Origin of the sequence: Paenibacillus rhizophilus, from assembly GCF_003854965.1 — a bacterium.
GTDB classification, from domain to species: Bacteria; Bacillota; Bacilli; order Paenibacillales; family Paenibacillaceae; genus Paenibacillus_AQ; species Paenibacillus_AQ rhizophilus.
The window spans coordinates 38,167-50,198 of the sequence record NZ_RQPI01000006.1; the positions used below are offsets into that span (position 1 = coordinate 38,167).

Sequence of the window (12,032 nt, forward strand, 5' to 3'; positions counted from 1 at the left end):
CTCTAAGAGGCTGCTAATTATGATTTATAATCTCAACCGTTCGCTTTCCTGTTCACAGTTGAGCTCTTAAGAATGTCGGCAGTCTTGCCGGTTCTCGGTTTTTTTATGAGAAAGGTTAACGGAATCGCAATGATGCCAATTAATGTAGCGACTAGAAACACGTCCTGAACGCCCATCGCCATGCCTTGAGCCTTCAGCAGAAAAGAGCTCCCCCCTCCTTCGGCCAGCGCTTTGATATGAGACGCGGATCTCGTAGCCAGCAAAGAGCTGAAGATCGCAATGGCCAGCGCTCCTGTGGCTTGACGCACCCAGTTCGTTACAGAAGAGGCATGGCCGGTATATTCCTTCGAGATGGCGGACATCCCCGCGTTGGTAACCGGCATAAAAGCAAGGGCAATCCCTACATAACGCAGCGTCATCCAAGAGGCTACATAGACGTGGGTTGCAGCCAGCGTAAGATGACCGAGCTGCCAAGTCGCTATTACCAGCAGCAGGATACCACTAAGAATAAGCCAGAACGGACCTACCTTGGTGTACAGCTTGCCGACCACCGGAGATAGAAACGCCATCGCCAGCGAGCCCGGAAGAAGAACCAGGGCCGTTAATAACGGAGTGGACTGCTGAATCTCCTGCAGAAAAATCGGAACCAAGAACGTTCCTGAATATAATGAGATGGTAATCGTGCAGTTAATGATCAAGCTGTACGTAAAACGCTTTTGCCGGAACACCTTCAGATTGAGCAGCGGCTCCTTCAGGGATAGCTCTCTGCGGATGAAATAGGTCAATGCAGCCACCCCGATTAGCAGCAAGGATATCGTCTGCCACGAAGTCCAGCCCCAGGAATTGCCTTCACTGAAGGCTAGGATAATCAATGCGCTGCTTAGAATGACTGTTATGAAGCCGGGCAAATCAAATGTCTTGAGCCCGCTCGATTGACGGTGGTAGGGCAGGCATTTGAGCGCTGCCGTAATGGCAACGATTCCGATAGGCAGGTTGATGATAAATAGCGACTGCCAGCCGAAATATCCGGTAAGCCAGCCGCCAAGTGTGGGCCCGAATGCCGGGGCAAGCATGGATGAAAGACTCCATAAGCTCATGGCAAAAGCCTGCCGTTCCTTCTCAATGAACTGATAGATCATCGTCATCGTTGTGGGAATGATCAGACCGCCGAACACTCCTTGCAGGATGCGAAAGGCGATCAAGGAATGAATGCTCCAGGCTATCGTGCATAGACCGGAGAAGACAGTGAAGCCCGATAAGGCAAACACATACAGATATTTATAGCTCCACTTATCGCCAAAATAGCCGACGACCGGAGCGACAACCCCGGTTGCCAGCAGATAGCCGGTAATCATCCATTGAACAGAGCCAACCTCCGCATGAAAATCTTTCATAAACACCGGGAAAGCCACATTAATCGTTGTGGAGCTTAGGATGGACATGAAATTGCCGAAAAAAATCGCTAAAATAATGAGCCAAAATGAAGAATTCCTGGCCGTTTGATTATTCAATGCTTTCTCTCCTCTATTCTGCACCGAAACTAAAAATTAGATTTGTTTAAAATTTAGGTGTAGGATACAATTAATTAATATAGGTGTATTATACAACTAATTGGTTGAAAATCAAAATGATTTTTTCATGTTATTTTCATTGATAATTATGTAATTTCACTTGTGGCAGGTATTTTCACTTATAATATGGAGAAGAGTACAAAATAAAGGGCGGAATGTACAATGGAAGATAAAAATTTGGATTTCATTAGTAATGAGATGTTGAAACTGATTCGCCGCGCCTCCCTGGACAAAAAGCATGGCGGTCTGGACCGTTCAAGCTACACCCTGCTGTACCATTTGTCCAACCACGACAATGCTGGGGTTAAGGCGCTGGCGGAAGAATTCGGCCTGGACACCTCCACGATAAGCAGACAGGCAAGTGTGCTTGAACTCAAAGGATACATAGAGCGGGTGCCCGATCCGCAGGATGGAAGATCGAGCTATTTTCAGATCACCGAACTGGGCTTACAGAGGCTTGCCGAGGCGAGAAAAAAAAGATTGGACAGATACGAGCAAATATTTAATGAATGGTCGCCGCAGGAATGCCGGACTTTCGGTGAACTGCTGGCGAGACTTAACACTAATCTTGCCAAATAACTCTACCGCTTCCATTAAACCGCCTGCTCTTCCCATTCGGTTGAAGTTTCCTTTACTTTTCGTATGTATTTTAACCTTTCCCGCTTAAGAAGCGGGTAATCGTACAGATGACCTTCGTAGACCGTCTCGAATGCAGGATGGTGAAGGAAATCGTTAGGCGTCACCAGCGTCGAGGGTCGATCCCATAAGGAAAGGCCGCTTTTACGCAGCGCTTCGGATACAAACTGGGAGCAAAAATAAGCATTTTTCATCTCAATGTCAAGGTGCTTTGGTCGTGGTCACTCTTTGGCCAACGGCTGGGAATACACGGCTAATGGCAAAGGAAAATCAATAAGGGGAGTCACGATAAGGGAAATTGGCCGAAAAAAACGCCCGCATAGCGGGCGCAAAATAGGGAGCTTGTATGTAGTGTTTATCCCTCGAACCTCACAAACTCATCGGCATTTGCCCGGATATGAGCGGCGATTGCCTTAAGACTTTCCGGAGAAATCTGCTGAAACTGCCGGTACAGCCGCTTTACCTCGGCGTTCAATTCTATATCATGATCAAGGTCCGTAATTACGGCATCCGTCCACTCCAAGCCGAGCCTGCGGTTTCTAGTCTCCAGTATTTCTTTCGTTTCTTCCAGCAATCGGAGCATCCCCGTATCGCCAAAAAAGCTTAATCCGTTCATCACTCCCGACCACATGTCCGGATTTTGCAGCAGATGGGAGATCCAGCCGTAATATTCCATGTCCGAGTTCTTCGCATGACCGTAAAAGACTTTGAACATGCATAGCGCCCGCTGTCCCTCAGAAAGTTCGGATATTACCTTGGCCTTCACCGACATATCCTTCGCGCGGATTTGGTTGAAGGTCGTCTCCATGCATGCCCAGCCCAATCTTTCATCTTCCAGCGAATCGAATTCACGCTTGTTCATTACCGCTAATGCCATATTATCCCTCCTTTCCATATAATACCACAATTTCGACCTTATCTGCTGCGCCCGGTCAATGCCCAATCACCAGCATGCTCCATTGATACACGCTGGGCACGGTAACGGAAAGCGTATATCCCCGTTCACTTTCTTCAATGGAATATTCCAGATCCTTCGGTCTGCCCATGTCAATATCAGGGCTGGCCGTAAATACGGAACGAACCGGCTCGCTGACTTGAACGCGGACGCTCAGATTTTTCACCTCGACCGGCCGGTTCTTTCCTTCGTTCCAATAATCCTCGGCGTTATTCGTCAGATTGATGAATTGAATCAATTTCATCTTTTCGTTCTCCCGGACCACGGTCCAGACTTTGCCGGCTTCGCCATACGTGGAATAAGGCGCGCCACCGAATACGTACTCCAGATTGTCTCCCTCCACATGCGTCATCGAGACGTCGCGCAAAGACGGATCATACAGCAAATGAACGTAGCGGACCATAAAATCGTAATAATTCCGGATTTCCCGCATGAAGGCATCGCCCGCCACCGAATAATCGACGTAATACCCCTGGGTCAGCACTCCGTTGTTCTCTCCTAGCAGCAAATGGTAAGCCCCGTGCGAGAAAATCACCGCCGACAGCAGCAGCGCAGCGGCATGTGCTCTATCAATGGATTCCAGAGGCTCCAGCCGGAAAGGCTTTAAATAGGCGGCGAGAATGACCGGCTTTCCATGACCGAATTGCTGCGCCCAGGCAATAATCTGCTGAATATGATGGTATTTTTCATAAGGATTCCATACCTCGATATATACGGCATCCTGAGCGGCTGCCGCCACCGTATCGACCGGCCAATTGCCTACATTGTTGAAGATCAGGCCGATATCCTCTTTGGTCTTGTTCAGCTCCTTGCGGGTGTTCTCGATCAGAACGGGGAATTGCTTCTCCAGGCGCTCCACCTTTTCCACGCCGCCAAGTCTTGAAATGCCCGTCTTTGGATAACCGTACGTATCCATATGAATCCCGTCGAAATCGACCTGCTCGATCGCCTTTTTGTATTCTCCAATGATGTGGCGATGCCAGGGCGACTCCTCGCTGATGTTCATAATAGTAAAAATATCGATGAAATCGACGGCTTTTCGGTTCCCGTAATACAGCGCCCAATCCGGATGCTCCCGGTAAAAATCTTTGCTGGCGGCGTAAATCGCTCCATAGGCCATGGCCTTCATCCCGTAGGAGTGGCAGAGCGCGATTTTTTCCTTTACCACCCTAAGGCTGAGCTCTCTGCCCATCAAATCCCTGAAGGTCTCTTCAGGTGGAACCAGTTCGTCGTGGCGGTACATCCAGTCGTAAAATTGCACCAGATTAATATGCAGCTTATTCAGGCTCTCTACATCCTTCGCATCCCCCTGCTCACGCGAATGAAAATCGCTCAAAAAACCGTATCTCGGCGACTGCCGCCAGCTCGAAACGACATCAAAGGCGGTCGAAAAGCGCACAGGCTCCGCCTCGTCCTGCGTAAGCAGCAAGTCCACGCCATATCCGCGAAAAGCTTCATCGAGTGGACCAAAAGCCAGGAGATGTGTTGAAACCGTTGACGGACCCACTACTATATCATAGGCTTGGCTGTCCAACACGCTGTTCTCGCATACAATCTCCGCTGTTAGATGAATCCGAACTTCATGCTCCAGCGGATTATTCAGTTCGACCTCAATGCATACCGGTTCTCCGGTTATATATTGGGCCTTGTTTGGATAGGCGTCTTTAATTGTTGGAAACATACGGTTCATCCTTTCACCGCTCCGGCGGTTATCCCTTTGACGAAATACTTTTGGAAGATCAAGAAAGCAACGACAGCGGGCGCAAGCCCGATCACGGCGGCGGCTGCCATCAGATTCCACTGCGCTCCGTACTGCTGAAAGAACATGGACACGGCAAGCGGGATCGTCCTCATGTCTTGGCCCTGCAGGAAAAATACGGCTTGGCCGTAATTATTCCAAATCGCCAGCCCTTGCAAAATGACGACCGCCGCCGTTACCGGACGCAGAAAATGAAACGTGACTCTCCAAAAGGACGTAAACGGCGTGCAGCCGTCAATAATGGCGGACTCCTCAATTTCCCGGGGAAGCACTTTAATGAAGCCGGCATACAGGAATACGGAAAAGGGAATGCCGTTCGATGCCATGAGCAGGATCATAGCCCAATGCGTATTGATGCCGCCGATCGATTTCATAAGCGTATAAAGAGGCACGGTAATAATAATCGCCGGAATCATCATGCAGATCAGCAGCAGGTTGAACACCGATTGATGAAATTTGTTGCTGTACCTTGCAATGGCGTAGCCCGCGGAGCTTGCCGCAAGAATAATCAGGATCGCACCGCCTATAGTGATAATCAGGGAGTTCACTGTGGCGAGTCCCATCTTGGACGTTGCCCACGCTTCCAAGAAATTGGAAAAATTGAAATCGGGCAGCAGCGACAGACCGTTAAACAAAGTGCGGGATGGCTTGTTCAGCGCCAAGTACAGCAGGATGTAAAAAGGGATTAAGGACAGCAGCGACATGCCAGCTACCAAGGCGTATTTACCGAATGTTCGAGTATTTTTCATAGCGGCGGCCCTCACATTTCAAACTCTTTCTTATTGATATATCTCATAAAGATGAAGACGGGAATAATAATCATGGCGAACAGAACCATCGCTACCGCTGTCGAATAGCCGGTAAAGCTTCCGTACAGCATGCGAAGAATATAGATGCTCAGCGATTCCGTGCTATAGCCCGGCCCTCCGTCCGTCAGCGCCATGATGACTTCGAAGACGGACAGGGACCCGATAATATTGGTCACGACATTGATTTTAATCGACTGAACGACCATCGGAATCGTAATGTACCAGAGTGATTTCATATACCCGGCGCCATCGATTTCGCAGGCCTCGTACAGCTCTTTCGGAATGGACTGAAGACCCGCCAGGTAAATAATCATCGTCATCCCCACGAACTGCCACACATTGATGAACACCAGCACGATGAGCGCGGAATGTGCATTGCCCAGCCAGTCGCTCCCCCCCGTGCCCAGATGCAGATTTTCCAGCAAATGATAGAGAAAGCCCCGGTCCGGCTGCAGGATAAAATACCAGACATACCCCATAATCAGCGGACTGATGACTGCCGGCAAATAGACAACCGCACGCACAAAGCCTTTTCCTTTAAACGGACGATCCAGAATCAACGCATACAAGAAGCCGAATAAATTAAGCAAGGGAGCGCTTCCAATCGCAAAGAAGACCGTATTGTACACATCTTTTTTCGCCCGGGCATCATGGAAAAAGTCGACAAAGTTCTGCAGTCCGATAAAACGCGGAGCCGACATACCGTTGGAATCCGTCAGGCTGATCCCGATTCCCTGCGCCAGCGGATAAATAAAGAACAGTCCAAACAACAGGATGGCCGGCAATGCCATAAAAAGATGCAGGTTATTCCATAACTTACGCAGTATAATCATCCTATTTCTCTCCAATCCATTGCCGGGGCCCGGCTTATGTCTTGCGCTTTTGCGGCTTCCGGGTCCCGGCGTTATCAAACGTTTTATCCCTTTATCTGTGCGTCGCTTTCCAGGCTTTGTCCCAGGCGTCTTTGTAGGCTTTGGCAAAATCCAGGGAAGTGGAATACTGGCCTGCCAGAAGTTCCTGCACCATTCTGCCGGCATCGTCGCCCGAGAAGCCCGACGGCGAATCGGTGAAAGCGATGTTGACGCCGCTGCTCAAGGCCTGATTGGCCTGGTCTTTAAGCGGACCCCAATCCGCGGTCACATCCGTGAACGCCGGAGGCGATTTCAGGAACTCGCTATAGGTCTTCAAATTTTCCGGCTGCAATAAGAATTCAAGGAATTTCTTCGCTTCTTCCGGATGCTTGGACTCGGCGGTAATCGCATATCTGGAATCGTCCGCGGAAAGGACGACCGGCTTTGTTCCGTCCTGAATGGACGGGTATGGGCTGAACCCGATGTCAATCTGGAAGTCGGGGCTAATTTTAAGCAGATCCGCAACCACCCACATTCCTTGGCTGATCATCGCGGCTTTGCCTGTAGCGAACGCTTCCTTCTGATTGTCGTACGTTGCGGTCAGGGCGTCTTTGTTCATCAGACCGGCTTCTTGAAGCTCCAGCAGACGTTTGGCGAAAGTATCAATCGGGCCGTTCTCCTGATCGAACTTCAATTTATCGGATTCATTGTTAATGAAGGCTTCACGGGAGCTTTTCACGCCCAGGTCCTGCTTAATAATGCCATGAGCAAGGAACTCAATCAGATGTCCAAGTGTCCACGACTCTCTTCCTGCGATAAATAACGGAGTCACATCCGGCTTTTTGTCCTTGACCGCTTGGAGGTTCGCTTTAAAGTCGTTCCAGGTCAACGCTTCTTTCAGCCCCAGCTCCTGGAATATTTTTTTGTTGTAAAAAATACCGGCCATCGTCACGTTCGTTGCAACCTGATACTGCTTGCCGCTCTTCACGTCCGTCGACAGCTCTTTAACCGCAGGCAGCACTCTCGGCCAGAACGGCTCGTTCGAAAGATCCAGGTATTTGCCTTGATCGATATAATCCTGCTCTACAACCGTGGTGATGTCGGGAATGTCGCCGGAAGCGAATTTCACTTTAATCACATTGCTTGCGTCCTTTTGATATTCCTGCTCTACTTCGATTCCCGGGTTTTCCGAATTGAATTTTTGGATCAGGGTGTTCATTAAATCGACCGTTTCCACTTTGCCGGTAAAAAACTTCAGCTTTACAGTTTCTTTGGGGCCCGTTTCCTGAGCCATGCCGGCACTGCTGCTTGGGTTCGGTGAATCCGCATTTTTTCCGCCGCAGCCTGCCAGCAAGCCGAGCATCATTACGCCGCTGAGCAGCAAACCGAGTTTCTTTCTTCTCATATTGAATCCTCCCTTTTGTTGTCTGGCCTCTGATTGTGTTCCCTGTTACATTTTCATCATAAGGGGGAATGCGCTGACGCAAAACACCGCATTTTTACACAAGGGTGCGATTTTTGCAGATTCCCGAAAAACGAATTGAAGCGCATACAATAAACCGATACACTGATGTTGGGGGGAGTGGGATATGTACAAATGGAAACGCTACCGATACTGGAGTATCAAAAAAAAGCTGCTCTTTTTCTCCGTATTGTTCATTCTGGGTTCGGTCTTTCTGAATTCCATTCTGTCCTATTCCAAATACACGATGGACTTTGAACAACAATCCTCTGACCAGGTGCAGCAAATCATCGCCCAGGTTTCCTATAATGTCGACACTTATCTGGACGATCTGTTCCGCCTTACCTTGTCGCCCTATATGAACGACGGCGTGATGCAGACCCTGGAGGAAGATGTGCATGCTTCCGAACTGGCCCAGCTGAAAAAGCGCCGCTTCATTGACAATTATCTCGAAGAAATGATGATTTATCCACGGAAAGATATCAATCGGGTCTTTATTTTGACGGATGAAATTTATACGGTCGGGCGAATGCCCATCAGCGTGGACTACGCCAGCCGCTTTCAGGAATTCGATTGGTATAAGCAGGCGATGAATACACAGGACTCTATCTTTGTGCCCACGCACACGCAGCAGATGGTGAAAAATGGAGGTCCCAAAGTATTTTCCATCGTAAAGCAGCTGCGGAGCACCCGGGATACGGAGAAAATACTCGGGGCCATTAAGGTGGACGCCAATTATAACGGCATTGCGGTCATTTGCAGCAAGGTCGACATGGGTTCGGGCGGAGGCTTGTTTATTCTGGACAACAACCGCAACTTGATTTACCGGAGCACGGATCGGTTAAATGCCGAATTCTTGTTCAATCAAGTCAAAGCGGGCGGGAAACCGACGATGACGATTAAACAGAACGGCACCTCCTACCTGCTCAATTCAACGCTGCTCCCGCGCTCCAACTGGACGATCGTCGCCGTCAGTTCCATCAAGGAATTGAATCAAAAAGCAACGGAAACGAGAAACTTCGGCTTCTTCATCGCATTGGCCTGCTCTCTGCTCGCTTTTATCCTGATGTATTTCTTTGTCCGCCGTTTTTTGGCTCCACTGCTGAATATCGTGAAATTAATGAGAGAAGTGGAGCAGGGGAATTTGCAGGTTTCTTTTCCCGCGCACCGGAATGATGAGATGGGGTATCTCGGCACCTCCTTCAACGGTCTGGTCACCAGGGTAAACGAAATGCTGGAGGAAAATACGCAGCTGGTCAAGCAGGTATACGAAACGGAGCTGCTCCAGAAGGAGGCCCAGGTACAGGCGCTTCACAACCAGATCCGGCCCCATTTTCTGTTCAACACGCTGAATATGATATCCATGCAGATGCAGACCGGCAAGCAGGACAAAGCCATCGACCATCTCCATAAATTAAGCAGCATGCTTCGCAGCATGACCCGGATGGACAAAGACATTCCGCTGGAGAAGGAACTGGATCTCCTTAAAGCTTATTTAAGCATCCAAAGCAGCCGCTACGAAGGCAGACTGGAATTCGGGCTGAAGGTCGATCCCGATTTGTACGGAATGCCCATTCCCGCCCTGCTGTTTCAGCCGATCGTCGAGAATGCGGTGATTCACGGCTGCGAAGCCAAACGCGAAAAGACCAGCATTCTTATTTCCGGCGAAAAGACCACGCGCGGCGAGGTTCTGTTCACGATCCGGGACAGCGGGCAAGGAATGAGCCCGGAAACGCTGCAAAAGCTTCGCGGCAAGCTGGAGCAGGCCCATTCGGAGCATCCGTCTGCCGGAGATCCGGACGCGGACGGTATCCGGGCAGGAACCGGCATCGGCCTGCTTAACGTGAACAAACGGATTAAATTAAAATACGGTTCCGGTTATGGAATTAAGGTCGACAGCATGCAGGGACAGGGAACCGCTGTATATGTACTTTTACCCGAAACCGGATTCGGAAGGAGCGACGAGGATGTATAAAGTGCTGATTGTCGATGACGAACCGCTCGTGCGCGAATATTTGAGATTGCATATCGCCTCGAATCATCCGGATTGGGAGGTCGCCGGGGAAGCCATGGACGGGCAGGAAGCCTGGGAAATGCTGCAGAACATGCGGGTCCATTTGGTCATTACCGATATTAAAATGCCCGTCGTTGACGGACTGGAGCTGTGCGGACGGCTGGCCCAAACGGAGAATCCGCCCATTATCCTGATTTTGTCCGGCTTTGATGAATTCTCGCTTGCCCGGGAAGCTCTCCGCTTCGGGGTGCAGAACTATTTGCTGAAGCCTGTAGTCCATGATGAATTGGTCGAGGCTCTGATGCAGGTTACCGCGCAGCTGGACCGCAAATTCCATGACGAGCTTGCTGTTCTGGCTATGGGGAAGGTCTCCAAGGAAAGCCAGACGCAGGTCGTCAGACAATTCCTGAAGGCCCTCGTAAGCGAAAACAGCGTGGAGATCAAGGCCCTTTATCCGCTGGTCTTCCGCCTGAAAGTGCAGCTGATTGAAACCGAAGGCCTCATTATGGTGCTGGATCTGGATGAAGACCGGCTCGCTCAAAAAGGGATACCTTACGGCGACTTTCCCATCTTCCGCTTTATTCTCAATCAGATGACGGGCGAGCTGTCCGAAGTAAGCGGCTCGGGATTCGTCTTCCTGGACGAAGATCAGCACATCTGCGTGCTGGTGACGGGCGAAGATAAAAACGATATTGAGCATAAATGCCGCTCGCTCTATGATAAAGTCTCTTCCGCCATGCTTGCCAATACCGGAATTACCGTCTCCGGCGCCTTCGGAACCTTTGAATCCGAGCTGTTTCATCTGCAGTACTCCCATACCAAAGCCATTGAAACTCTTAACCATCGCCTGTTCTCGGAGGAGCCTTTCCTGTTCAATGAACGGTACGGGGACGTTCAGCTTCAGCGTCTCGCCATTCTTGAGCAGACGTTAGCCTCTGTACAATTTGCCATCCCGGACGGGAATGAGGCTGCTTTTTTAATGGCGGTGAAGCGCTTCTTTGAAAACCTGCCGCACTTTGGCCCCATTCATGTCATGAAGTTCGGGCTCCATCTGCTAAGGCTGCTTCCGAATGGGATCTTGGAACGCCAGAGCGGATTCATGGAAGGCGCCTATCAACATCTCCGGCAGATGCACGGCAATCCGCCCGAGCTTTCCATCCAAGCCGTACTCGGGCTGTTTCAGGAAATCTTTCATTGCCTGACCAGAGGCGGCCCGGAAGAGCCTGTACACGAGAATGAACAGGACATCGTCAGCCGGGTCAGGACTTATATCTACTCCCATTACGCGGAACCGTTAAGCCTTGCCCTGCTCGCCGAAAAGATCGGAATCTCCCCGGGCTATTTAAGCAGTATCTTTCACAAAACGATGCAGGAATCGTATATCAAATTTCTGACCCGGGTCCGGATGGAGCAAGCCGCGAAGCTGCTCAAGGCAAGTCCGGCCATGAAAGTATACGACGTCTCGGAGAAGGTCGGCTACGTAAGCGTAAAGCACTTCTCGCATGTGTTTAAACAATTTCATCACATGCCTCCGGGCGAATATCAGGAAAAACACCTGGATCATACGGAATGGCCCGTTCTTTAATCCCCGCTCTCTTCGCGGGTGTCAGAGGCTGTGTTAATCGCAAATATCGATTAACACAGCCTCTTTGCATGGAGCCGCAAGGTTTAAGCGAATCGATATCTGCGGGTCCGATTTACGGTTAGCGGTGTCCCTTTACGACGCCCGCTCTCCTCCCGCCGGTCTCCAGGCCAAAATGCGGTCCAGCCGGAACGATCGCGGACTTCCCGTTGCCAAACAGGAAGCCCGGACCAGACCGCCCCGGATATCGTTGACCGTAATCCGCCGCTGCGACAAGCGTCCGCTTCGGTCCAGATATACAATTTCGACGGTATATCCAATATATTTCTTCGGCATGGCGCACCTCCCGGAACAAGTGTTTGCTTTTTATTAACACCATTATCGCAAACATTT

Annotated in this window: 11 protein-coding genes; 3 read left to right on the forward strand and 8 right to left on the reverse strand. The window is 50.2% G+C overall.

Translation table 11 applies throughout. The features are described 5' to 3' along the window. Nucleotides 1-32: 32 nt before the first annotated feature. Nucleotides 33-1,511 carry an MDR family MFS transporter gene (locus EH198_RS12390; RefSeq protein ID WP_246014247.1) on the reverse strand — a complete coding sequence of 493 codons (1,479 nt, stop codon included), beginning with the start codon at nucleotides 1,509-1,511 and terminating at the stop codon, nucleotides 33-35. Nucleotides 1,512-1,733: 222 nt separating this feature from the next. Here EH198_RS12390 and EH198_RS12395 point away from each other — a divergent pair, with 222 nt between their 5' ends. After that, a complete protein-coding gene (locus EH198_RS12395; RefSeq protein ID WP_124695859.1) occupies nucleotides 1,734-2,150 on the forward strand; it encodes a MarR family winged helix-turn-helix transcriptional regulator in 417 nt (138 codons plus the stop codon). Between the two features lie 14 nt (nucleotides 2,151-2,164). On the opposite strand, the gene EH198_RS24365 is transcribed toward EH198_RS12395, so the two are convergent. The 6 genes from EH198_RS24365 to EH198_RS12420 form a co-directional block, all read right to left on the reverse strand. After that, complete coding sequence (locus EH198_RS24365; protein ID WP_148091501.1) at nucleotides 2,165-2,401, reverse strand: hypothetical protein; 237 nt, start codon at nucleotides 2,399-2,401, stop codon at nucleotides 2,165-2,167. A gap of 161 nt (nucleotides 2,402-2,562) precedes the next feature. Beyond that, complete coding sequence (locus tag EH198_RS12400; protein ID WP_124695860.1) at nucleotides 2,563-3,084, reverse strand: hypothetical protein; 522 nt, start codon at nucleotides 3,082-3,084, stop codon at nucleotides 2,563-2,565. 55 nt (nucleotides 3,085-3,139) lie between these two features. Next, nucleotides 3,140-4,843, reverse strand: coding sequence for a glycoside hydrolase family 66 protein (locus tag EH198_RS12405; protein WP_185702858.1), 1,704 nt, complete (start codon nucleotides 4,841-4,843; stop codon nucleotides 3,140-3,142). 5 nt (nucleotides 4,844-4,848) lie between these two features. Next, a complete protein-coding gene (locus EH198_RS12410) occupies nucleotides 4,849-5,670 on the reverse strand; it encodes a carbohydrate ABC transporter permease (protein WP_124695862.1) in 822 nt (273 codons plus the stop codon). Nucleotides 5,671-5,681: 11 nt separating this feature from the next. Continuing rightward, a complete protein-coding gene (locus EH198_RS12415) occupies nucleotides 5,682-6,563 on the reverse strand; it encodes a carbohydrate ABC transporter permease (protein ID WP_124695863.1) in 882 nt (293 codons plus the stop codon). Between the two features lie 91 nt (nucleotides 6,564-6,654). Then, nucleotides 6,655-7,986 (reverse strand): ABC transporter substrate-binding protein, encoded by a 1,332-nt coding sequence (locus EH198_RS12420; protein ID WP_124695864.1) that lies wholly within the window; start codon nucleotides 7,984-7,986, stop codon nucleotides 6,655-6,657. A 184-nt stretch (nucleotides 7,987-8,170) separates the two neighbouring features. Here EH198_RS12420 and EH198_RS12425 point away from each other — a divergent pair, with 184 nt between their 5' ends. After that, nucleotides 8,171-10,018: a cache domain-containing sensor histidine kinase gene (locus EH198_RS12425; RefSeq protein WP_124695865.1), complete on the forward strand. Its 1,848-nt coding sequence runs from the start codon at nucleotides 8,171-8,173 to the stop codon at nucleotides 10,016-10,018. After that, nucleotides 10,011-11,642 (forward strand): response regulator, encoded by a 1,632-nt coding sequence (locus tag EH198_RS12430; RefSeq protein WP_185702859.1) that lies wholly within the window; start codon nucleotides 10,011-10,013, stop codon nucleotides 11,640-11,642. Before EH198_RS12425 ends, EH198_RS12430 begins: the two co-directional genes overlap by 8 nt. Nucleotides 11,643-11,774: 132 nt before the next feature. Here the strand turns inward: EH198_RS12430 and EH198_RS12435 are convergent, their stop codons facing one another. Continuing rightward, on the reverse strand, nucleotides 11,775-11,975 hold the full coding sequence (locus tag EH198_RS12435; RefSeq protein WP_124695867.1) for a hypothetical protein: 201 nt from the start codon (nucleotides 11,973-11,975) through the stop codon (nucleotides 11,775-11,777). Nucleotides 11,976-12,032 lie beyond the last annotated feature (57 nt).